The organism is Desulfobulbus rhabdoformis, from assembly GCF_016919065.1.
In the GTDB taxonomy this organism is placed as follows: Bacteria; Desulfobacterota; Desulfobulbia; order Desulfobulbales; family Desulfobulbaceae; genus Desulfobulbus; species Desulfobulbus rhabdoformis.
Map to the genome: position 1 here is coordinate 124,156 of NZ_JAFFQA010000004.1, position 23,506 is coordinate 147,661.

Consider the following 23,506-nt stretch of genomic DNA (forward strand, 5'->3'; position numbering starts at 1 on the left):
GGGATTTTACAGAGAAGGGAAAAGAATTTTTCCTGTCACCACGAAAAAACGCTCGTGTGCTGCTCTTTTCATAATGTGCAGTTTGATTTACAGGCGCTGATTTTTTGTGCTCATTCCATAAAAAAGCCCCGCCCCATCTCGTGATGAAAGGGCAGGGCTTTTATAGGATCGGACAGGTCCTTTTTAGCTTTCCACAGGGATATATTTAGTCAGCGGGCAGCTTTTACAGCCTTCGGTGGGCAGGTCCGGTTGTTCATGGATTTTACTGACGATATCAGCCACCGCAGATTTGGTGTCGGCGTAAAAATTATCCCGGCCAATCTTGTCAAAGAGATGGGTTCTATCAAGTACATCCAGGATCGGGCCTTTGGCGTTGCAAACACCAAATCCGTAGTTGGCCGCATGCAACCGGTCAACCAGCAGGGCCAGCTCTTCCTCACCTGAGGCATCGATGTCATTAATACCCGAGGCATCTAGGAGTACGTAGCGCAGATCCGGCATATCATTGCGGAACTTGATGATCTGCTCATCCAAGTAGCTAGCGTTGGCAAAGAAGAGAGCACCGTCAAAACGAACAACCGCGATATGGCGACAACCGCGCAGACGGTGATGCTCTGCACTTTGCAGTGAACCATCTTTATACATGGAGAGTTTGGCCACAACCGGGCGCATGGATTTATAGAGAAAAACACCCATGGACAGGGCCACACCCACCATAATGCCCTTATCCAGATGAGGCGCGTAGGCCAGAGTTACGAGAAAGCTGATCACCGAGATGATGCCGTCATGCCTCTGCGCCTTCCAGGCATGGACAAAACCTTTGGTGTTCACCAGGCCGATAACCGCCATCATGATAACCGCCGCCAGAACAGCCTGGGGCAGGTGGTAGAGGAGCGGGGTCAAAAAGAGCAGGGTAATGACAACCACAATTGAGGTGATAACACTAGAGATACCCGTCATTGCACCTGCCTGGAGGTTCACTGCGGAACGAGAGAAAGAGCCGGAAACTGCGTAACTGGAACCAAAGGATCCGAGAATGTTCGCCAACCCCTGACCGATGAGTTCTTGGTTAGGGTCGAGTTTCTGACCGGTTTTAGCGGCCATGGCTTTGGCAATGGCAATGGCTTCCATGAAACCGAGCAAGCTGATGATGATAGCCGTAGGGAAGAGTTTCAGGGCGATGCTGCCGTTAATCTGCGGCATGCTGATGGTGGGCAGACCTTCCGGAATTTTACCGACAATGGCACCGCCACCCATGAGCAGGAGGTTGTCGGTTTTCAGTACAGAGTTGCCGACCTTAATGCGCCAGGTGCCACCGTCGGTCTCCATTCCCTCAGGGACCGCATCCTTGGGAAAGAAGACGGCAGTTTCACCATCCATCCCCTTTTCAAACTTCATAAGCCGCAGAGTGTGGCGAATTTCACCACTGTGGGCCTGAGCCTGCTTCATTTTTGCGGTGAGAATTTCAACCTGACTGCTGAGGTTGATCGCTTCCAGAGAGGGACCGTGACCATGGCCGTCATCACTGCTTTTGAGCATCTCCTCCAACTTTTTACCGACCTCAGCACGTTTTGAACCAAATTGCGCAATAGCTGCAATTTCGTGGTTGAACTCTTCTACAAGTGTCGGCAGGTTTTGCTCCTGAATGGTGGCAATATCCACCCGCATGTCGTTGTTAAATCCCGTAAAATAGGAGAGCAGCGTGGTAACGACAACCGCGCAGAGAACCGCCGGAATTTTTGGGTTCACTCGCTTGAGAAAAACCATGATTGCAACAGCACCCACACCGTAGAGCAGAGTCGGCCAGTGGGTATAATCAAAGGCGGCTTGGGCCACCCGAATCATGGTCTCGTAGTGGTGTGCGGCTTTATCTACGTAGACTCCAAAAAATTTGGAAAACTGAGAGGAGGCGATGATGATGGCAGCGGCATTGGTAAAGCCGTTGACGACCGGATGGGAAAGAAAGTTTACCACCAGGCCGAGGCGAAGCACACCCAAAGAGAACTGGAAGATACCGACAATCAGCGCCAGAATAATGGAGTAGGCGATGAAATCCGTACTACCTGCAGTTGCCAGAGGTTGCAGCGAGGCGGCCGACATGAGCGAGACAACCGCAACCGGGCCGGTGGCCAGCTGACGGCTGGAGCCAAAAAGGGCGGCAACCATCGGCGGCAGGAAGGCCGCATACAGGCCGAAGTAGGCCGGTAACCCTGCCAGCTGGGCATAGGCCATGGATTGGGGAATAAGGACCAGGGCTACGGTCAGACCGGCAAGTGCATCGGCCTGGAAACTCTTCAGGTTGTAACCTTTGATCCAGTCAATGAAGGGAAAAATTTTTGTGAGTAACATGTCCGTCCGCTCGAGTTTGTTGAAGTCAAATGGTGATCATCAGGGTTTCAGCCAACAGCGACACGACTCGATGACTTCATCGTAGAGTGAGGTCGCCTGATACAGATTGTAGGTATCCAGCCGGACCAATCCATCGATCAGGGTAAAAACCAGCAGGGCCTTTTTGTTGGGTGAAACCTGACGGATCGACCCATCTTCCATGCCTCTTGTGATTGCCTGTTCGAAAATACTGATCAGCCCGCTGTAGATCTCTTCAAGATATTGCCAGCACTTGGGGTTTTCTGGAGCTATTTGGTAGTAGTGGTGGCGGTGGAGCAGGAGAAAACGCTCTTCCATGACACTGGATTGATAAAGATAGAAGGAGATGGCTCCTTCCAGCATGTCCATGCCCGAGGCGAATTTCTGTTCTTTGAGATGCTGTTTGAACTTCCCGACAAAATCTTCTTTGAATTTCTGAAGAACGGCGAGGAATAGATCTTCCTTGCTTTGGAAGTGATAAAAGATGGTCCCTTCGGCCACACCTGTGGCTTTGGAGATATCGTTGACAGAGGTATCCCAGTATCCCCTTTCGGAGAAAAATTTGGAGGCCGATTGAAGGATGGCCTCTTTTTTCGTCTGTGCTCTGGTTGAGGGCATGGCGATATCCTGTGTCAATCTTGAGACCTTGTGTCAGCATCGAAAAATTTATGCCTCGGAGCCGACACAAAAGGGGACGAAGATCGCAAAACCATAACGGGTAGTCCTTTAAAGGGAGCCTCCCTGAAATGACGAACTTGAGTGAGTAATCAGTCAAAAACCACCCGTGAGGTAGTTTTTGACTGAGCACTCACTCAGGATTTTGATCAGCTTAATTACTTGCCAATTCTGCGCAGGTCAATCAATATTTTTGTATATCAATATTTTTGATTGAAAATGGCAGATTCAGTGAAGGGTGAAAAAAGGTAAGTATATAAAGAAGTAAGGATGGTTTTTATGCGAATCTTAATGAAGGGGAGGGGGACGGCTAGAGCGTGGATCAGCGACGTCGTTTTTTGGGAGAACGATGTGGTAGCCCTTTTTTGGGGGAGGGATTGCGCTCTGAGGAACCGGTCAGAGCGGCTTTTTGCCGCTCTCTGGCAGGATGATTGTGTTCAACAAATAGGGGGCGGCCAGTCCAGGGATTGGTCTTGGTCCAATACATCAGGGTGGACCAGGTGCAGGGCGTGGGAGTGAAGAGCTGCACTTGCCGGGGGAGAATATGCAGCTTTTTTTGACAAAATTGCCGCAGCTTTTCCATGTGGTTTTGGGTGCAGCCCGGATGCGCAGCTATAAGATAGTAGGTGAGAAATTGCTTGAGCCCCTCATCGCGGGTCAGGCGCATGAAGAGATCTCGAAATTTGAGCAACCCCTCCGAGGTTGGCTTGCCCATAGCCGTAAGGACGTCAGGATCTGTATGCTCCGGAGCAATTTTGAGCTGACCGGAAACATGGTGGCGCACCAGCTCTTTCAGGTAGGTCTGCCCATTCTTGCTATCAGCCAGAATCAGGTCGTAGCGGATGCCCGAGGCAATAGCAATTTTTTTGATGCCCCTTATTTTTCGTAGTTGCTGCAAAAGCTCAATAAGCGGGCCATGGTCAACCCTCAAGCTTGGGCAGATATTGGGGAAGAGGCAACGTTTGTCGCGGCAGGCGCCCTTGGTCAGTTTTTTGCGGCATTCAAAGCCAAACATATTGGCCGTGGGGCCTCCGACATCATGCACCATTCCCTTGAAATCGGGGTGGGCGGCAATGGCACGTGCTTCTGCAAGGATTGATGCCTGGCTTCGCTCCTGAATGGTTCGTCCCTGGTGGACGGCGATAGCACAGAAGTTACACTCGCCGTAACAGCCACGGTGGGTGGTGAGGGCAAAACGAATGGTCTGCAGCGCCTTCACCTGTCCTCTTTGGGCGTCAAAGGGATGCAGAGCCCGCTCAAACTCAAGGGCATGAATCTGATCAAGCTCCTGACTGGTCAGGGGCAGCTGGGGCGGGTTGTGGATGAGAAAACGGCTGTCCTGCTTTTGGGCCAGAGGGCTGGCGGTGAGGGGATCATTGTTTGCATAAAAGCTGGCAAACATTTCACTAAAGGCTTTGGTGTCCCCGCTGACCTTCTGGTGGTCAGGCAGGACAAGGGCATCGGCTGTTGGCTCTTGGGCGGCATAGCAGAGGCCGCGAATTTTCCGGGGATCCTTCGTATCCCGTAGAGCCGTGGCAAGTTCGACCACTGCTTTTTCAGCCATTCCGTAGAGGAGAAAGTCGGCCTTGGCATCAAAGAGGATGGAGCGACGAACCCGGTTGTCCCAGTAATCATAATGGGCAATGCGCCTGAGGCTGGCTTCGATTCCACCAAGAACCAGCGGCACCGTTTGTTTGAAGTGACGGCGGATCAGGTTGGCATAGGCCAGTACCGCCCTATCCGGACGCCGTGTGTTTTGCCCTCCCGGGGTGTAGTCATCCGATTTGCGTCGTTTGTTCGAAGCCGTGCGGTTGGCCACCATGGAATCCACCGAGCCACCGCTGATGCCCCAGAAGAGCAAGGGCTCTCCCAGGCGTTTAATGTCCTCACTTGCAGGATCGGGCTGGGCTATGATGCCCACACGGAACCCCTCACGCACTAAGAGCTTACCAATGACCGCCACGCCGATAAAGGAGGAGTCGATATAGGCATCCCCGGAAACCAGAATTACATCCAGTTGCTCCCAGCCAAGTACAGCCATCTCCTTTCGAGTTGAGGGGAGAAACATCTCAGCGTTCCTCTCCTGCCGCTGCTGCTGCCGCGCGACCGGCGAGCCAGCCTGTGGAAAAAGCGGCCTGGAGGTTATAGCCTCCCGTATCGGCCTGAATATCGAGCACCTCACCGGCAAAATAGAGACCTGGGGTACGACGAGATTCCATGGTCCGCGGATCAACCTCACGGGTATCAACGCCCCCGGCGGTGACAATGGCCTCCTTGAGGGGGCGGTGGGCTGTTACCTCAAGTCTGAAGTTTTTCAACCAGTGGCGCAGCTTTTTACGTGATTGACTGCGCAGGGTACCGGCCTGTTGCTGTGGATCAATCTGGACAGCCTGCAGGGCAACGGAGACCATCTTTTGGGGCATGAGCCCCCGCAGGACGGACTGCATGGTTTCCGCCTGTCGGTTTTGCAGATCCCGCAGAAGCCGGGCATCAAGCTTTTTCTCATTCAGTGCGGGTTTGAGATCTAAAAGCAGGTAGACCTCGTCTTTATTGCGCAGAGCATCAACAACAGTGCCGCTTAACGTGAGAATGACCGGGCCGCTCAGGCCGAAGTCGGTGAAGGTCAACTCGCCAAAGGCCTCTGCCTTTTTTTTGCCGGCAATAAACAGGCGCACCAGAATGTTGCGCAGCTGCAAGCCATCCAGCTCACTGGCCACACTGCCTGCTGTTACAATCGGCACCAGAGCCGGGCGGGTAGGCACCAGTGTATGCCCTGTCTGCTGGGCCAGCTTGTAGCCATCACCGGTTGAGCCGGTGAGGGGATAGGATGCTCCGCCAGTGGCAAGGATGACACGATCAGCCGGAATCATTGTTTTGCCGACGATGACTCCGCTGATGCTCTGGTCGTGAAGCGCGAGCGCATCCACCTGTGTATCTGTCCGAATCTCAACATTCAGGCCTTTGAGCCACTGCTGAAACACGGCCAGCACCTCAGGTGCTTTACCCGATTTGGGGAAAACACGGCCCCCTCGTTCGGTCACCGTCGGCAGGCCAAGCTCGTTAAAAAAGAACAAGAGTTCGGGGGTGAAAAATTGGTGAAAAATCTGGCGGAGAAAAGAGCCGGTGGGGCCAAAATGACCGAGAAATTCCGGGAGTGGGGCCACATTGGTCAGGTTACAACGCCCCTTGCCCGTGATACAGATCTTGCGGCCAGGCAGACGCATTTTTTCAAGCACCAGAACCTTGGCGCCGCTCAGTGCGGCTTGACCGGCAGCCATGAGCCCGGCTGCTCCCCCGCCTATAACGAGAATGCGAGGGCGAGGTCCCGGAACGACGGCGGGTTGTTTCGTGTGGGCGTGCATTTTTTTCATGACAGGCCTTCTACACTAAGTACGGATTAAGCGCACCGCAATCTGCCTGCAAAAAGAAAAAAACCGGCTGCCCCGCACCGTAAGCGAAACAACCGGTTATCCTCTCAGATTTCAGTAATCACCCTGTATGATTAGCCCTGAATCCTTGTTTATTCGAGTTGATATACTGTTTAGCGAACACACGCCGTCACGGATTCAGGCATCAGGTCCAATCAATTAGTCTGTATAAACAATCTCCGAGGAGACATTTCTTACGTCCGCACAGCCTGTGAGTAGCATGGCCTGGAGCAGTTCGTTCTGCATCTGCTTAAGGTACATGGCAACGCCGTCGCGGCCACCGCCAAAGGCGGCGATGATTAAGGGGCGTCCAACCAGGACTGCATCCGCTCCAAGGGCCAGCAATTTGAGCACATCGGCACCACTGCGTACGCCGCCATCGATAAAGATGATCGCCTTGCCTTTTACTCGTTTGGCGATTTCAGGCAGCACGATGGCCGCACCCGGGGTGCAATCAAGCACACGGCCTCCGTGGTTGGAGACGACAATTGCAGCGGCTCCGGCCGCGACTGCTGCTTCAGCCTCGTCAGGGGTCATGATTCCCTTGAGGATAAAAGGCAGTTTGGTGGCCGCGATCACCTCGGCAAGTTCTTCCTTGGTTTTCGGGCCCACTGGCTGTCCTTTCATGGCCATGGTGACCAGACCTGCTCCATCGATATCCATGCCAGCTGCCAGCACGCCAGCTTCTTCGGCGGTCTGTAGATGGCTTTTAATCACCTCCTGCTCCCGCGGTTTGATAATGGCAATGGAGGAGCCTTTGTTGGCAGCTCCTGCCTTGATGCCGCTGTCAAACATGGTCGGATCAGCCCCGTCACCTGTCATGGAGAGCGATCCAGCCTCTAATGCCCCCTCAACCATGGCGGTGATGAAGTCTTCTTCGCTCATCTCGCCGCCCATGTTATACGTGGAACCGGTGATAGGGGCGGCGAGAATTGGCATCTCCAAAGTCTTGCCCCAGAGAGTACAGCGCATATTGGGCTCTTTAACACCATGTACCGTGCGCATGTTGAGCTTTACTGCCGCCAGCGCTTCTATATTTGCCTTGAAGGCGGAGCCCGTGCCCACACCGCCCATGCCCGGAACCTCACCTGCGCAGGCCCGGCCATCACAAACCGGGCAGACCCGGCAATATCCTTTGAGCTGTTCCCGTGCCTGGGAACGAACGGTTTTCATATCCATGATTTGACCTCCTCCCAGTTGTCTCCCTTGGGTTGGGAGTAACTGAGTAAAAAAAATGTGCAGAGAGAGTTGGTTCAGTCCGTGGTTGTTACGCATTGGAAAAGAGGCCCAACGAACTGCACCGGAAACCATTCAACCACCTTGCCCTCGGGTATTTCAACCCTTTTTAGCTTGGATTCCTCAGCAATCCAGACGTTGCGGCTTCCTGCTTTCCCGTCTTTTTTTTAATTGAGACAAAATCCTGAATCCGTGACGGCGGGTGGTAATTGAACAATGTATCCTATTGATGAGACGGATATTTATAAACTAATTCATTTGTTGTTCAGTTTTACCCGCCGCCCCTTAGGGCATCCATCGGTACGCCCGCTTCATTGTTTGTAACACGCCGATAAAGTGTACTTTAATCGGTATGTCACAAACAACGAAGCTGACACATCGATGAATGCTCATGGATTCAGGAAAATGTTCAGAAAAGATTCGGGTTAAAAAAGTTCGTTGGGGGGGCAGGGCACAACCCGGTTCTCCAGAGTACAGACGCGTCTGGGTTCCAAAGGAACGGTCGTACGTTTGCGTGGGCGTGGTTTTCTGCGGCGATCTCCGTGACGGAGGTAAATAATGGTCCACCCCTCTTGGGGCGCTATGCTTACTTCTTCACAGAAGACATGTGCTTCTTGCTTGGGATCAATGGCAAAAAGTGGAACGGCCCTCTCGGTATGTTTTTTTTGAAAATCATAAAAATTAAAGCGTTTGGAGAGCCTGGTGGTGTGGATCGTGCCTCCGTGGGAGAGGATCCAGCTTAAGTAGGAAAAGGTAATATTGCGGCCAAAGAGGGTGCGTGAGAGGCGCTGGATTGGCAGGCGAACACGGTCGGAAACCCGCTCGGGTAATTTGGATTGAATGATAAAAACCTGCTCTGCACCGAGTTCGTTGCGATAATGCATGGCTGCCCCCATATTGATGGTCTCATGGGAGGAGAGAGCAAGCACTCGGCCGATACCTGTCAGCGGCAGATAACGACCAGCGTGTTCGGAAAAAGGATTGCCAAAATAACACTTTAAACCAGCAATTTTTGCCTTGGTTACATTACTGCGCACCGTATCCGCCAGCATGATGGTGACGCCATTTTGGGTCAGCGCCTTGGCAAGAGCGCGGGCTACATCGTTGGCTCCTACGATCAGAAAACCTTTGGATTCGGGCTCCACCACCTTGAGCCAGGTTGCCAGAATGCGCGCTGTCGTGCTCTGCAAAAGGACAGTGGCAATAATGACAAAAAAGGTCAGTGGGCTCAGCAGATGGGCATCGGCGAAACCGGCCTTTTCCAGTTGGACCGCGAAAAGGGCGGAGATCGCAGCCGCAATGATCCCCCTGGGGGCGATCCAGGCCAGAAAATGGCGTTCGGGCCAGGAAAGTTTGGAACCAGTGGCGGAGATAAGGATATTCAGCGGTCGGGCAAGAAATTGAATGGCAAAAAAGAGCACCAGGGCTCGCCAGCCCAGATCAAGAAGTGCCTGGATGTCAATCCGGGCTGCCAGGGTAATAAAGAGCAGCGAGATAAGCAGCAGGCTGATGGATTCTTTAAAATCAATAATACCTTTGACATCCACATCCTTCATGTTGGCCAGCCAGATGCCCATCACCGTCACCGTCACCAGTCCCGCCTCTGGTTGCAGGCCATTTGCAGTAATAAAGGCGACCAGGACCACCGAGAGGGTAGCGACATTGCGTAAAAAATCGGGGATCCAGTTGGCGCGCAACGAGAGTCCCAGTAAGTAGCCGCTCCCGATGCCAATACCCGTCCCCACAACGAGAAGTTTCAGGAAGAAGAGCAGGGTATGCCCCCAGGGTGAACCGGCTGAGGCACTGATGATATATTCATAGACCAAGACAGAGAGCGCGGCCCCAATGGGGTCAATCACAATCCCCTCCCATTGCAGGATATTGGCCACATTGGCCGAGGGACGAACCGTCCGCAGGATGGGAGCGATAACCGTCGGACCGGTGACCACGGTGATGGCGCCAAAGAGAAAGGAGATCTGCCAGCCCAGTCCCACCACATAATGGGCGGTGATGGAGGTGATCAGCCAGGTGACCAGCATGCCAAAGGAGACCATGTTGCGGATCACCGCCTCAAAACCTAGGATATCCTTAAAGCGCAGGGTCAGGCTGCCTTCAAAGAGAATGACAGCAACGGAGATCGAGATAAAGGGAAAGAGGAATTCACCCAGAAGTTGCTCTGGGTTCAGCACCCCCAGCACCGGGCCGACCAGGATGCCGGTCAGCAGGAGAAAAATGATAGCCGGAAGACGTACACGCCAGGCACACCACTGACAGAGGGTGCTTGCCGTTAAGAGGCCGGCGATAATGTAAAAGAGGTTCTCGTGGTGCATATTGCACTCTCCAGGTGGGATCGCGTTGGAAACAGGGCTTTCACTGCTTTTGACCGCTGCCAAACCATTTATTGACCAACGCGTCCATGGTTCCGTCTTCTATGATTTTGAGCAGGGTCCGGTCAATGTGTTCTTTGAGTCGACTGTTTTCCGGCAAGAGGTAGGCATAGTCCTGCTTGTTAAACATTTGGCCAACGAGTTTAACCTTTCCCTTGCCCGCTGTGGCCGCATGGTATTGCAAGGTGGGCAGGTCATGCACGACTGCAGCAAGCTTGCCCTCTTCCAGAAGTTGGTACAGGGTTGTCGCATTGGCGGTGGGAACCAATTTCCCAAGGTGTACACGCTCCATGTACTGTTCACTGGTGCTGCCTCTCACCACACCTACTTTTTTCCCCTCCAGGTCTTGAGGGCCTTCAATGTAGCTACGCAGCTCGTGCATGGTGATGTCTGAGGAGATATTGGCAACAAAAACGGCAAACACGGGCAGGGAAACGGCTATAATAATCACGGCCAGCAGTTTGCCGATTCTGCTTTTGGGAATGTAGTCCCCGTAACCAACGGTACTGGCCGTCACCATGGACCAGTACACCCCCTCCAGTACTCCGGGGAGATAGCGCTGGTTAAAAGATTGCTGGTGGCGGCGTTCGGCCAGCCAGATCACATGGCCGGTAAGGAGAAGAAAACCTAAAAATGATCCGATCTTGATGAGCCGGTCCCGAGTAAAAAAAGAGGACCAGAAGGCGGTGAATGAATAGCTGGGTTCTGCCGGAGTCATGATCCCCAGACCGGTATGATAGTGCGAGAGGCTAAAATCAAACTGGCTCTCCCGCTTTTCGGTAATAGTGATAGCGCCAATGGCCACATCAATGGTGCGCTTGCGCATATCTTCAAGGGTGTTGGCAATGCCATCGCTGACGACAAAGCGATAGGGAAGTTCTAGATCCATAGCAATGGTTTTCCACAGGTCAATGGCAAACCCCGTTGGCTCTTGGTTGGGCTCCAGAAAGATAAAGGGCTTGATATCGCGGATGCCAACACGTATTTCGGAGGCGGCGGCCATGTTAATTGGCTGAAGAGCCTGCAGGACAAAGACGACAACCAGTATCAGGCTTCCCAGAGTCCATCGTTGACGGCAACGTACAGTGCTTGAACAAGACATATCCTTTCCTGGGTAGAGGTGGCGGGGACAGAAGGCGGCTGTCGCACCGAGGGAGGTGTCTAATTTTTCCAGAGTCAATAAACCATGTGAACCGCAGGAAAATGATTACAAAAAAGTAGCCGCAAGAGCAAGCCTCTTTCCATTTTCGAAAATGCCATGGCCTCGGAAGCTGAATATGTGGAAGTTATTCTGGTGATGTCGGCCGGGGAAAAGGCAAGGGGAGTTGATGCATACGCAAACGAGAGGTTTCATTTTCTCTGCAGAGGTTGGAAACAGTGATCCCCAGAAGGCGGATTTTACGTTGTCCCGCCTCGGTGGCAGCCAGGAGTCGGGGAAGTTGGGTGAGCATATCGCTTGCGCTAAAAAATCCCTGAGGAGTAGTGGCCGAACGCGTGATCGTGGTGAAATCGGAGTAACGCACTTTTAAGGTCAGGGTACGGCCACCGGTTTCTTTGTCCGCCAGGATCTGAGCCACCTTGGTTATCAGCCCAAAGAGGAGATCTGTGATTTCAGCATTATTGTCAATGTCTTCAGCCAGGGTCGTTTCCGTGCCGATGGATTTACGCTCACGTACAGGTTCGACCGGGCGCAGATCGATGCCTCGAACAATGTCATAGAAAAAAAGTCCAGATTTGCCAAAGAGATGCTGCAACTGGTTTTGGGAGAAGCGGAGTAAATCCTCCCCGGTACGAACCCCCTGGGCCTGCATTTTTTTCTCTGTGACCTTCCCCACCCCGTAAAATTTGCCAATGGGCAGGGCTGCGATGAAATCCCGAGCACGCTCCGGAGGAATGACGGTCATTCCGTCGGGTTTATTATGGCCAGAGGCGATTTTAGCGAGGAATTTGTTGTAGGAGACGCCAGCTGACGCTGTCAGGTGCAAGGTGGCCTTGATATCGGCACGGATCATCTGGGCGATGCGGGTAGCCGATGGCTGGCCAAGAGAATTTTCCGTGACATCCAAGAAAGCCTCATCCACAGAAAGTTGTTCCACAAGTTCGGTGTAGCGATGGAAAAGGGCCATGATCTTTCTGGAAATTTCCCTGTAGCGATCCATACGCGGGCGGATAAAGACCGCCTGGGGACAGAGCTGGTAGGCGCGCACGCAGGGCATGGCGGAATGAATGCCAAAGGCCCTGGCCTCATAGGAGCAGGCCGCCACCACGCCACGGCTCTGTGGTTTGCCCCCGACAATAACCGGACGACCACGCAGCACTGGGGTGTCGAGTTGTTCGACCGAAGCAAAAAATGCATCCATGTCGATATGAATGATTTTACGAAGAGGTGGCATGATCGTACAAGGAAAGACCTGGGCATTTATCGCCATTGACGCTAAAGGCTTGCAAGGCTATTATCCGACTCAAATCCGATTGATTCCACCACAGTACACCAGATCCTTATCAAGGAAAACAGACAATGCATCTCTATACTGAGCGGCGGCAGCAGCTCGCCCAGCAGCCTGCCACCTGGCTGATAACCGGTGTCGCCGGCTTTATCGGCTCGAATTTACTGGAAAATTTACTCTCTCTTGGTCAGAATGTGGTGGGCCTGGATAACTTCTCGACCGGCTATCAGCATAATCTGGATGAGGTTGAAAGCCGTGTCGACCAGGAGGCTTGGGCGCGTTTTTGCTTCATTCGGGGGGATATTCGTGAGCCTGCCGACTGCCATAAGGCCTGCACAGGGGTGGATTATGTGCTCCATCAGGCAGCACTCGGCTCTGTCCCCCGCTCCATAGAGGATCCACAGACCACCAACGCAAATAATATAGACGGGTTTCTCAATATGCTGGTCGCTGCCCGGGATGCCGGTGTGCGGCGTATGGTCTATGCAGCCTCAAGTTCAACCTATGGTGATCACCCAGATTTGCCCAAGGTCGAGGAGAAGATCGGTAATCCGCTCTCGCCCTACGCGGTGACCAAGCTGGTCAATGAACTTTACGCCAGCGTTTTTGCCCGCACCTATGACTTTAAGACCATCGGTCTGCGCTATTTCAATATTTTTGGTCAGCGACAGGATCCCGATGGGGCCTATGCTGCGGTTATCCCAAAATGGTTTGCCAGTCTCCTGAAAGATGAGCCCGTCTATATAAATGGAGACGGAGAGACCAGCCGCGATTTCTGTTTTATAGAAAACTGTGTCCAGGCAAATATTATGGCGGCCACAGCCGGTGACGAAGCGGCCAACAATGTCTACAATGTGGCTTTTGGGGAACGCACCACACTCAATACCCTCTACGAGCTGATTCAAGAACGGGTAGCAGTGCAGTGCCCGCAGGCGGCCAAGGCCAAGCCGGTGTACCGTGATTTTCGTGCTGGCGATGTGCGTCATTCTCTGGCCAATATCGGCAAAGCTGGCGAGCTCATCGGTTATCAACCGTCTTTTTCCGTTCGTGATGGGCTTGACAAGGCTGCCCGTTGGTATATCGACAATATCAAGTAGTGCCCATCCAGGAACGGTCTTTTTGCCCAATTTCTGCGTTATGCTTAAATTTTTATCCTCGGAATATTACTCATATGCCTGCGGAAAAATTTTGCGCAGGCCTTGAACTTGAACAAAAATCCTCCTTTCTGGACAGACACTAAGTAGCGCTGTCCACGGAGCGGTTACGCCCCCATTCAACGTCACCATTTAATCGTCTATTTACAGGGCTCGCCCTGAACAAGATAAGGAGCATTCGATGTCCAGCACCCTTGGTACCCTCTATAAAGTCAGCACCTTCGGCGAATCCCACTGCAAGGGCGTTGGCGCCATTGTCGATGGCTGCCCCCCCGGTATGGAGCTGGTTGAGGCGGATATACAAAAGCAGCTTTCACGCCGCCGTCCGGGTCAGAGTGATCTTTCCACCCCCCGCCAGGAAGCCGACCAGGTGACCATCTACTCCGGGACCGAGTTTGGCAAGACCCTGGGGACCCCAATCATGCTGCTGGTCAACAACAAGGATCAACGGCCTCAGGACTATGGGGAGATGAGCAAGATTCCGCGCCCTTCACACGCCGACTTCACCTATCAGATGAAATATGGAACCCGGGCCTCAAGTGGGGGCGGGCGTTCCAGTGCTCGTGAGACCATTGGCCGTGTTGCCGCCGGTGCCATCGCCGAGAAGTGGCTCCATGAAACCTATGGGACAGAGATCGTTGCCTGGGTCAGTGCGGTGGGGGATATCGAGGCCCCGGATATGGATCTGACCACCATCAGCCGTGAACAGGTGGATGCCCAGATTATTCGTTGCCCAGACGCTCCAACAGCTGTCAAAATGGAGGAGCGGGTCAAAGAGGTACTGGAAGCCAAGGATTCCATCGGTGGTATTTTGACCTGTGTCTGCCGCAATGTCCCTATTGGCTTGGGTGAGCCGGTCTTTGACAAACTTGAAGCCCGTCTGGCCCAGGCCATGTTGTCCCTGCCTGCCACCAAGGGCTTTGATATCGGTTCAGGTTTTGCCGGTACCCGCATGCGCGGTAGCCAGCACAATGACCCCTTTGTCCAGAAAGATGGTCGGCTGGGCACACGCACCAACAACAGCGGAGGCATTCAGGGGGGAATCAGCAATGGGGAACCCATTGTCTTTCGTATCGGCTTTAAGCCGGTGGCCACCATCGGCCAGGAGCAGGAAACCGTAAACTTTGATGGTGAGCATGTCACGCTTGCCGCCAAGGGGCGGCACGATCCCTGCGTGGTGCCTCGGGCGGTGCCCATTGTCGAGGCCATGGCATCCCTGGTGTTGATTGATATGGCCCTGCAGCAGCGTGCACGGCAGCCTCTTTGCCGCTAACCGGAAGGAATATTGTGACCGAGCAAGGCGCCTCCATTCTTGTTGTTGAGGATTCACCGATCAATCAACGGCAGTTGCAGGCGCTATTGAGCAAACAGGGCTATCGGGTCTTGGTGGCCAATCATGGCAAGGAGGCGCTGGATCTGCTTGCCCATGAGCGGCCGGATCTTCTGTTGCTTGACGTGGTCATGCCGGAGCTTGATGGGCTGGCACTGTGTCGAATCCTCAAAAAGGATCCGGTGCACTGCGAAATTCCGGTTATTTTTATTTCTTCACTGGACAACACCGCCGATAAGCTCAGTGGCTTCAGCGCTGGCGGGGTGGATTATATCACCAAACCCTTTCACCCATCAGAGGTGCTGGCACGGATTGCAACCCACCTTAAAATCAGGCAGCTGCAAAAGCAACTCGCAGAGAATAACCGTCAACTGGTCCTTGAAAAACAGAAGTCCGAATCGCTCTTGCTCAATGTTTTACCAGCCCGTGTGGCCCAGGAGTTGATGGAGCGGGGGAGTTGTACCCCCCAGTACTTTTCTGAGGTTACGGTGGGGTTTGTTGATATCGTTCAGTTTACAGCGACCGCCGCAAGTCTGGACTCTTCCTTTGTCATTAGTGAACTGAACGAACTCTTTACCGCCTTTGATCGCATTGTGGAAAAGTATCAATGCGAGCGGATGAAAACCATTGGTGACGCCTACCTCTTTGCCTCGGGTATTCCCGAACCACGCAAGGACCATTCTCGGGCAGCCGCACTGGTAGCCATTGATATGATTGGCTATCTTAAAGAGCGCAATCAGAATTGTGCCCAAACCTGGGAAATCCGTATTGGTCTCCACGCAGGGCCCGTGGTAGGCGGAATAGTCGGTACCAAAAAGTACATCTATGATATCTTCGGGGATACTGTCAATATCGCAGCCCGCCTCGAATCGCTCTCCCTGCCCATGCGGATTAATGTCTCCCAGGCCTTTTGCAAGGGGCTGGAGGATGAATTTCGGTTTTCCTGTCCACTCTCCGTAGAGATGAAAGGAAAGGGGACACAAGCCATCTGTTTTCTTGAAGGGGTTCAGAATCCCTGACAGCGGAGAACCTACAGAGAGGATGCGCTGTCCTTGCGGCGGAGAACGTGTTCTTTGCCACTCTTGGTGGGGTGGCGTGAGCTTGGATTACACGAAACCTGCCAGCCAGTACAAAGCCATGCCCAGGACCACGGTGCCAGCCAGGTTTTTTGTTTTCCAGGCAAAGTAGAGGGTGGGAATGGCCACCCATAATTCAGGCTTTCCCAGTTCAAGACTGCGCGTGGAGCTGTTGGTGAACAGGCTCGGGGCGATGAGGGCACTGAGGATTGCCGCAGGAATCAGGCTCAGCCAGTCTACCAGGGGCTTTGGCAGTCGGCGGTGTGCCAGGTAGATAAGCGGCAGGCAACGGGGAAGATAGGTCACCAGTCCCATGGCCGCAAAAAGCAGGCAATACTCCTGCCAGCTCATTGGTGGCCCTCCTGGCGACGTTTCAGCAGATAACCGCAGGTCGCGGCAATTACTGCGGCGGCAACAATGTAGGAGTCACCTGGAATATAAAGATACCAGAGGGTGGCAACCAGGGCGGCGATGAGAGCGGTGATCACAGAGAGCCAGTTTTTGAGCTGGTAAACAAGCAGGCAGAGAAACATGGCGTTTAAAGCATAGTCGATGCCAAAGGCGCCCTGGGGGGTGAACTGGCCGACAAGAACGCCTGCAGTGGTGGCCCCAATCCAGGTCAGATTTGGCAGTTGGTTGGCGGTGAGCGCAGACCAGCGACTCCATCCCCCCTTGCTGAACCGGGCCATGTTCAGGGCAAAGCTCTCATCGGTGATGCCGTAGGCAAAGAGAACGAGAAAACGGCGATCAACCCCCTGCAGATGAACAGCCAAAGCTGATCCCATAAGGGCGTGGCGCAGGTTGACCATGAGAGTGGTGAAGACAATGGCTGGAAAAGAAGCACCGCTTGCCAGCATGGCCACGCAGATAAACTGCGCAGAGCCGGCAAACACAAGAATGGACATCATGGCCATGGCCCACCAGGGAAGCCCCGTCTGCTGTGCAAGTACACCAAGGGCTAGGCCGATGGGGAAATATCCCAGGCAGATTGGCCAGGCGGCTGCCAGGCCATGACGAAAAAGTGTGCTTGGCGGGAGAGGGGCCATCTTACTGCTTTACCTTGTCCTGTTTTAAAATTTTTGCTAGTGATGAAAAGTTTTTACGGCTGCCCCGAGAAGCCAACCTCTGAAGTGTAACTGACCCACAACGTCGCTCCCTCAAGAAAGCAGAGGAGACGACAACCTCTTTCTATACGATACGATGGTTCCCTCACACAATTTTTTTTCGTTGGCCCTTATGGCTCGCTACCAACTGGAGTTTATCCTGTGAGTCGTCTCTGGAATATTGCTGATCTGATCGACTTGCACTTTTTTTGTCGACTTGACGAGGAGGTGCAGACAAAGGAAGGGGAGGCTGCCCTTGCCAAACGTGATCGGGTTATCTATCTGACGAAAATCCAGCCACAGCTCCGGAAGCACGAGGAAATTTCGCCCCAGGTGCTGGTACGTCGTTGGCTTGCCATTCGCCGCCTGCAGTTTCGTCGAAAAAAAGGCGGTGAGGGGGAGCCTTTGCCAGGTAGTCTCTGGCAGGAACTCTCGATCCTGGCCCGAACATTGGTAGTTGTGATCGGTCTTCTCATGGGGGCCGGTGCCGCCGGATCCCTGTTGCTCTATTCCGGTACCACGCCGCTGAATGTGTCGCTGTACTTTGGTCTGTTCGTGGTTGCACAGTTGGTTATGGTGCTGGTGCAGGCCTGTTTGTTGCTTTACCGTTTTGTGCGTCGTCTGCCTCTGGAGGCAACAAGCTTGTACATGCTCCTGGGACGTGCCATGGTTCGTTTTATGGAGCGAACACGACGTCGAGTCCACAGACGTCTGTCTGGAAAGCAGCGCCTTGATCTTGCCGCCCTGATCGGTGGGATAGGGCAGCGACGTGAACTGGGGGTACTGCTTGTCTGGCCGGCTTTTATCCTGGTGCAACTGGGAGGCATTGGCTTTAATCTGGGCGTGTTGGGTGCAACACTGTCCAAGGTGATCTTCTCAGACATGGCCTTTGCCTGGCAGTCAAGTCTTCAGCTCTCGCCGGAGTTGGTCGCTAAGGTGGTCCACTGGATCGCGCTGCCCTGGTCCTGGTATCTCCCCCAGGCCGTTCCCAGTCTGGCAGAAATTCAGGGCAGTCAGATGATTCTCAAAGAGGGCATCAGTCAGTTGTCTTCTGCGAATTTGGTTGCCTGGTGGCCTTTTCTTTGTTGCAGTGTTGCCCTGTATGGTTTGCTACCCCGTTTTCTGCTGCTGCTCATCGGTTCGGTACGACAACGCCAGGCCCTGGAAGGGCTTAATTTTTCTTCGCTCAACTTTCGCCCCCTTTTGCGGCGCATGACAGCACCCCGTGTAGACACAGGCGGTGTGCAGCCCCCAAAGCCCGCTTCGCAGAAAAAACGTTTCACCCCGGAAACAATCTCGGTGCAGCCAGACCCAGCCGATAGTGAAATCTCCTCGTCTCAAGCGCCTCAACAGGAAGACGAAGATACGGTGCTGGAGAAACCTCTGGAATCTTCGTTTGCAGAGGGTGTTTTGACTCAAGACTCGGGCATGCAGGAGCAGGGGGTTGTTATAATTCCCGATGAGCTCTACGAGGAGTGTCCTCTGGAAGAACTGCGTCTGCAGCTTGCACAGATACAGCCGCATTTGAAGATGCGCCTGCAGGGCTATGACGAGACCGAGCCTGTGGCCTCGCTGAACCTTGATCCAGCCAGGTTTGATGAACTTTTTGTTCTTTTTGAAGCCTGGCAGCCCCCATTGAAGGAAACAGAAAATTGTATTCGCGGACTGCGTCTGCTCCTGGGCCGCGAATTCCCCATCACCATTCTCCTTATCGGTAAACCCGCCTCGCAGACCATGCTCACCTCTGTGGATGCCAACCAGCTTGGTATCTGGCAGATGAAAATGCAGGCCTTGGGAGATGGGAATCTTGCTGTGCAACCTCTGATACTGCCATGAAATCGACCACCGTTGAATTTGCCATTATCGGTCATCCTAACGAGGGGAAATCCTCGGTTCTTTCCACCCTGGCGGAGGATGATTCCGTTCGCGTGAGCGCCATCCCCGGTGAAACAGTCGTCTGCCAGTCTTTTCCGGTACGTATTGATGGCCGTGAAATTATCCGCTTCACCGATACTCCCGGATTCCAAAATCCCCGTCAGGCTCTGGCCTGGTTTCAGGAATATGAGGGGCCGGAGGAGGCAATGCTCAGCGCCTTTATAGAGGCACACGAGGATGACCCGGATTTTCACGACGACTGTGAACTCTTTCGTCCTCTGATCGATGGAGCCGGTGTCATTTTTGTGGTGGATGGTTCGCGTCCCCTGCGTAAGGTTGATCGGGCGGAGATGGAGATACTGCGCCTGAGTGGTGCCCCTCGTATGGCCGTGATCAACTCCAAAGAAGACGATTCGGAGTATCTGGCGAAATGGCAAAGTGAGTTTCGTAAACACTTTAATGCTGTTCGTGTGTTTAATTCATGCCGAGCCAATTACCGGCAAAGAATTGAATTGCTCGAGAGCCTGAAATCCATTGATCAGGAATTGGAACCTGTCCTGCGCCAGGTTGTGGAAGCCTTTCAGGAAGACTGGGAGATCCGGAGTCAGCGGACCGCAGCCATCCTCACGGATTGTCTGCAGGATATTCTCAGTTACCGCCGCGCTGTCTCCTGTAAACCTGAAGATGAAGAGCATAAGCGCAGGGAGTTGCACAGCGATTATACCGCGTATGTCAGCCAGCGGGAGCGAGAGGCCCAGCAGGATATGCGCGGGTTGTTCAAACACAATATCTTTAACCTGAAACTGCCGCCGCAGTCGATTCTTGAGGCGGACCTTTTCAGTGATCGCACTTGGAAGTTTCTCGGGCTCACCGACCGGCAGGTGATCCTTGCCGGAGCCCTTGGTGGGGCTGCCTTGGGAGTGGGGATTGATGCGGCCACCGTTGGTATCTCCTTTGGGATTTTTTCCGCTATTGGTGGTCTGATCGGGGCCGGGGCAACGGCCCTGAAAGGCAAAGATCTACTGGCGGGGTCCCGCGTGCTCGGGGTGAAGATGGGCGGAGAACTCCTCCAGGTGGGGCCAGTCAATAATATACAGCTGCTTTACATTCTTCTCGATCGTGGTCTGCTGTTTTACTCCCATGTGATCAACTGGGCACATGGCCGTCGCGATTATGGGCAGACAAGTCAAATGATGCTGGATTCAGGCAGTGGTAAGGCGGGGTTCACCAGCCTCTGGAGCCGTGAGGAGCGGGCGGTTTGTGACCGGTTTTTTCGTGCCATTTTGAAAGGCAATGAAGGCGAGATTGAAGAGAGTTCGGTGGACCTTCAGGATCTGTTGCGCGAGCAGTTTATAAAGATAGCCGAAGACCGGGTGGGAACAAAAGGCCAACCACTTCTTCCCGAACAATCGGACTTGTAAAGAGGGGAAAAGATCATTTTTAGGGCTCAGGCCGGTAATTCCGACCGGGGCTTTTTTTTTACCCTGAAATTGGGGCAGCGGCCTTTTCCCTGTTTGTTTCTGGCCTGGGCCTCGGCGGGGGAGGAGGGCATTGTGGTCACACAATCTCGCACTGGAGTGCTGGCATCATTTCTCTTCCGTGCTTACGGTGGTGTTTGGAATATCTCTGTTTTTCCCTACCAATAGTCATTTGCTGTCTTCGTCAATTGCGATAGAATATATCTGATTTCATTTCGCTCGAATCGTCGTCCACAGGAGGTTGTATGAATAGACAAACAGAAGCCTCGATCGACAATCACGCCTACTCATCCATCTTTCAGGGTACAGGGGTGGAAGAGTTTAAAAAATGTATCCAGCATCACCTGATGAGTTTTCAGGGCCGCGATCCGGAACGGGCGGGGAACCCTGATGTCTACCGCGCACTTTCCTATGCGCTGCGCGACGTACTCATGGAAAAATGGATCAAGACCCAAAAGACCTTCTATGCCGAGAAGATGAAGCGGGTCTATTACCTCTCGCTTGAGTTTCTGGTGGGCCGCTCGCTCGGCAACGCCATTATCAACATGGGGCTCATGGATGAGGTTACCCAGGCCTTGGAACAACTTGGCTATGACCTGGAAACCCTGCGGGACTGTGAGGAGGATGCAGCCCTAGGCAACGGTGGTCTGGGACGGTTGGCCTCCTGTTTCATGGATTCCATCGCCACCATGAAGATACCCGCCTATGGATATGGTATCCGCTATGATTTTGGATTGTTTCATCAAAAGATAGTTGATGGCTATCAGGTAGAGACACCCGACTCCTGGCTGCGCCTGGGCTCCCCCTGGATGTATGAGCGAACCAGCTTTATGTATCCGGTGAAGTTTTATGGGCATGTCACCTCCACCACCGATGAGCATGGCCGTTACCGTGCCCGCTGGGTCGACACAGAGATCGTCATGGCCATGGCCTGTGATATGCTCGTGCCGGGTTTTGGCAACGACCATGTAATCAATATGCGCCTCTGGCGGGCCAAGGCCTCACGCGAGCTGGACCTGCGTTTTTTCAACGTAGGGGATTACATCAACGCCGTTGAGGGGAAGGTCAAGTCGGAAACCATCTCCAAAGTGCTGTATCCCAGTGATGATATCAGTGAAGGCCAGGAGTTACGCCTGAAACAGCAGTACTTTTTCGTTGCCGCCACCTTTCAGGATATCCTGCGCCGTTATCGGAAAGAAAACGAAACCTTTCACGATTTTCCCAATCAGGTTGCCGTCCAGCTCAATGATACCCACCCGGCCATTGCCATCCCTGAGTTGATGCGGGTGTTGATGGATTACGAAGGCTTGGGCTGGGAGCAGGCCTGGGATATCTGCGTTCGCACCTTTGCTTACACCAACCATACCCTCATGCCCGAGGCTCTGGAGACCTGGCCGGTTGATATGCTGGGCCATGTTCTGCCACGCCATTTGGAGATAATTTTTGAGATTAATCGCCGTTTCTTGGAAGAGGTGGCCAGGGCCTATCCAGGAAATGCCCGAAAAATTGAGGAAATGTCACTGATCGCCGAAGGGCCGATTCGCCGGGTCCGCATGGCCAATCTAGCGATTGTGGGCAGTCATTCGGTGAACGGTGTGGCTGCGCTGCATACCGAACTCTTGAAAAATAATCTCTTTCGCAACTTCCACGAGATGTATCCCCAGCGGATTAATTCAAAAACCAATGGCATCACCCCAAGGCGTTGGTTGCTAAAAAGTAACCCCGGTCTTGCCGAACTGATTAGCGATAAGATCGGTCATGACTGGGTGGTGGACTTGGACCGGTTGCGCGAGCTGGAAAAATGGGTGGATGATGCCGATTTCAGACGTCGCTGGCAGGAGGTGAAGCTGGTCAATAAACAGTGGCTGGCCAAGATCATCAGGAACAACTGCAAGGTAACGGTGAATCCCGACACCATGTTTGACATTCAGGTGAAACGGATTCATGAGTACAAACGGCAGCTGCTCAACGTGCTTCATGTGATTCATCTTTATCAACGCATCATTACCCAACCCGAGGAAACGGTTATACCTCGGACGGTTATCTTTGCCGGAAAGGCAGCGCCCTCGTATCACAAGGCCAAGTTAATCATTAAGCTGATTACCTCGGTCGCCTCGGTGATCAATCACGACCCACGGGTAGGGGATAAACTCAAGGTCGCCTTTATTCCCAATTACTGTGTATCCCTGGCGGAACGCATCATGCCAGCTGCCGATCTTTCGGAGCAGATCTCCACCGCTGGAACTGAAGCTTCCGGGACGGGCAATATGAAGTTTGCCCTGAACGGGGCGCTCACTATCGGCACCCTTGATGGGGCCAATATTGAAATTCGTGAAGAAGTGGGCGAGGAGAATATTTTTATTTTTGGGATGACCGCCGAGGAGGCTGAGTACGAGAAAAAATGCAAATCTCGCAAGCCCTGGCAGATCTATGAACAAAATGAAGAGGTGCGTGCAATTATTGATACCATCCGAAATGGCGCCTTTAGCCACGGCAACAGTGAGCTGTTTCAGCCGCTTGTTGAGGATCTTATGAGTGAGAACGACCCCTACCTGCTGCTTCTTGACCTGGAGGCCTATCTCCAGTGCCAGAAAACGGTGGGCCAGGTTTATGCCGATGAGAAGACCTGGGTGAAACGTTCCATTTTAAATGTGGCTCGCATGGGCAAGTTTTCCAGCGATCGAACGATCAAAGAGTATGCTGAGGAGATCTGGGGCGTACACGTAGGCCCTGAAAAATAAACCTGAACAAGGTTTGATGCTCACCTGAACCTGTGCGTGGCAGGTTCAGGGGAATCTTGAATAATTGCTTTTTCTGCCAATCCCGCGGAGTCTGGCGCTTACCTCGTCATGCTTAAAATTTTATCCTCGGAGGTAAGCGAAGACTCCGATATCATGTATATGCCTGCGGTAAAATTTTGCGCAATCCTCGGAGTCTACGCTTACCTGGC

16 protein-coding genes are annotated in these 23,506 nt (G+C 53.2%); 6 read left to right on the plus strand and 10 right to left on the minus strand.

Annotated features, from left to right (window positions below):
• Positions 1–183: 183 nt before the first annotated feature.
• From JWJ90_RS03365 to dinB, 8 genes are all read right to left on the minus strand, one after another.
• Complete coding sequence (locus JWJ90_RS03365) at positions 184–2,349, minus strand: SulP family inorganic anion transporter (protein ID WP_205225782.1); 2,166 nt, start codon at positions 2,347–2,349, stop codon at positions 184–186.
• A 39-nt stretch (positions 2,350–2,388) separates the two neighbouring features.
• Entirely contained in the window at positions 2,389–2,985 is a 597-nt protein-coding gene (locus tag JWJ90_RS03370) for a TetR/AcrR family transcriptional regulator (protein WP_205225783.1), read from the minus strand.
• A gap of 379 nt (positions 2,986–3,364) precedes the next feature.
• Positions 3,365–5,110 carry a YgiQ family radical SAM protein gene (locus JWJ90_RS03375; protein ID WP_205225784.1) on the minus strand — a complete coding sequence of 582 codons (1,746 nt, stop codon included), beginning with the start codon at positions 5,108–5,110 and terminating at the stop codon, positions 3,365–3,367.
• Position 5,111: 1 nt separating this feature from the next.
• Positions 5,112–6,413, minus strand: coding sequence for a BaiN/RdsA family NAD(P)/FAD-dependent oxidoreductase (locus tag JWJ90_RS03380; protein ID WP_205225785.1), 1,302 nt, complete (start codon positions 6,411–6,413; stop codon positions 5,112–5,114).
• A 216-nt stretch (positions 6,414–6,629) separates the two neighbouring features.
• Complete coding sequence (locus JWJ90_RS03385; protein WP_205225786.1) at positions 6,630–7,649, minus strand: alpha-hydroxy-acid oxidizing protein; 1,020 nt, start codon at positions 7,647–7,649, stop codon at positions 6,630–6,632.
• 482 nt (positions 7,650–8,131) lie between these two features.
• A complete protein-coding gene (locus JWJ90_RS03390; RefSeq protein ID WP_205225787.1) occupies positions 8,132–10,036 on the minus strand; it encodes a cation:proton antiporter in 1,905 nt (634 codons plus the stop codon).
• Positions 10,037–10,076: 40 nt separating this feature from the next.
• The gene (locus JWJ90_RS03395) at positions 10,077–11,195 is read right to left on the minus strand and encodes a transporter substrate-binding domain-containing protein (protein WP_205225788.1); all 1,119 of its coding nucleotides are present in this window, start codon (positions 11,193–11,195) and stop codon (positions 10,077–10,079) included.
• Between the two features lie 184 nt (positions 11,196–11,379).
• Complete coding sequence (dinB, locus tag JWJ90_RS03400; RefSeq protein WP_205225789.1) at positions 11,380–12,486, minus strand: DNA polymerase IV; 1,107 nt, start codon at positions 12,484–12,486, stop codon at positions 11,380–11,382.
• Between the two features lie 125 nt (positions 12,487–12,611).
• Between dinB and JWJ90_RS03405 the strand changes: the two genes are divergently transcribed.
• The 3 genes from JWJ90_RS03405 to JWJ90_RS03415 all read left to right on the plus strand — a co-directional run bounded on the left by JWJ90_RS03405 (position 12,612) and on the right by JWJ90_RS03415 (position 16,043).
• Positions 12,612–13,637 (plus strand): NAD-dependent epimerase/dehydratase family protein, encoded by a 1,026-nt coding sequence (locus JWJ90_RS03405; RefSeq protein WP_205225790.1) that lies wholly within the window; start codon positions 12,612–12,614, stop codon positions 13,635–13,637.
• 238 nt (positions 13,638–13,875) lie between these two features.
• Positions 13,876–14,967, plus strand: coding sequence for a chorismate synthase (aroC, locus tag JWJ90_RS03410; protein ID WP_205225791.1), 1,092 nt, complete (start codon positions 13,876–13,878; stop codon positions 14,965–14,967).
• Between the two features lie 14 nt (positions 14,968–14,981).
• Positions 14,982–16,043 carry an adenylate/guanylate cyclase domain-containing protein gene (locus JWJ90_RS03415; protein ID WP_205225792.1) on the plus strand — a complete coding sequence of 354 codons (1,062 nt, stop codon included), beginning with the start codon at positions 14,982–14,984 and terminating at the stop codon, positions 16,041–16,043.
• An 87-nt stretch (positions 16,044–16,130) separates the two neighbouring features.
• On the opposite strand, the gene JWJ90_RS03420 is transcribed toward JWJ90_RS03415, so the two are convergent.
• Entirely contained in the window at positions 16,131–16,451 is a 321-nt protein-coding gene (locus tag JWJ90_RS03420) for an AzlD domain-containing protein (RefSeq protein ID WP_205225793.1), read from the minus strand.
• Positions 16,448–17,146 carry an AzlC family ABC transporter permease gene (locus JWJ90_RS03425; protein ID WP_205225794.1) on the minus strand — a complete coding sequence of 233 codons (699 nt, stop codon included), beginning with the start codon at positions 17,144–17,146 and terminating at the stop codon, positions 16,448–16,450. Before JWJ90_RS03425 ends, JWJ90_RS03420 begins: the two co-directional genes overlap by 4 nt.
• A 219-nt stretch (positions 17,147–17,365) precedes the next feature.
• On the opposite strand from JWJ90_RS03425, the gene JWJ90_RS03430 reads away from it, so the two are divergent.
• The 3 genes from JWJ90_RS03430 (at position 17,366) to JWJ90_RS03440 (ending at position 23,297) form a co-directional block, all read left to right on the plus strand.
• A complete protein-coding gene (locus JWJ90_RS03430) occupies positions 17,366–19,039 on the plus strand; it encodes a DUF2868 domain-containing protein (protein ID WP_205225795.1) in 1,674 nt (557 codons plus the stop codon).
• Positions 19,036–20,499 carry a GTPase/DUF3482 domain-containing protein gene (locus JWJ90_RS03435; protein WP_205225796.1) on the plus strand — a complete coding sequence of 488 codons (1,464 nt, stop codon included), beginning with the start codon at positions 19,036–19,038 and terminating at the stop codon, positions 20,497–20,499. Before JWJ90_RS03430 ends, JWJ90_RS03435 begins: the two co-directional genes overlap by 4 nt.
• 302 nt (positions 20,500–20,801) lie before the next feature.
• Positions 20,802–23,297, plus strand: a complete 2,496-nt coding sequence (locus JWJ90_RS03440) for a glycogen/starch/alpha-glucan phosphorylase (RefSeq protein ID WP_205225797.1) — start codon at positions 20,802–20,804, stop codon at positions 23,295–23,297.
• The last annotated feature ends 209 nt before the right edge of the window (positions 23,298–23,506 follow it).